Here is a 357-nt window from a genome sequence, read left to right on the forward strand (position 1 = left end):
GCACCCGTCAATCATCCCGAAAACCCCAGCAGAACCACGCCCGCCACGCGGGATTAATTCAGCAGGCTCCTAGCCGCGCCCGTGTGGGGTGTCGTACGCGACACGCCGCCGGCGCGTACGCAACGACACAGTCGCGGCGGTTGGGCTTGTGTGGCAGCGCTGCGGTAGGCTCTCGTGCTGCCGCCGAAGCATCTCGACGGCACCGGGCTGTGGCGCAGTTTGGTAGCGCACTTGACTGGGGGTCAAGTGGTCGCAGGTTCAAATCCTGTCAGCCCGACGCTGTGATGTCTCAAGACATCGGAATAGCCGTGGACCTGCTTTAGGTCTGCGGTTTTTTCCGTTTGGGGCCTTTGGGTG

1 tRNA gene is annotated in these 357 nt (G+C 63.0%); it reads left to right on the top strand.

From position 1 onward, the window contains the following. Window positions 1–203 precede the first annotated feature (203 nt). A tRNA-Pro gene (locus tag CQY20_RS34085) sits at window positions 204–277 on the top strand. The last annotated feature ends 80 nt before the right edge of the window (window positions 278–357 follow it).

The sequence above is a fragment of the Mycolicibacterium agri genome, from assembly GCF_002553505.1.
GTDB classification, from domain to species: domain Bacteria; phylum Actinomycetota; class Actinomycetes; order Mycobacteriales; family Mycobacteriaceae; genus Mycobacterium; species Mycobacterium agri.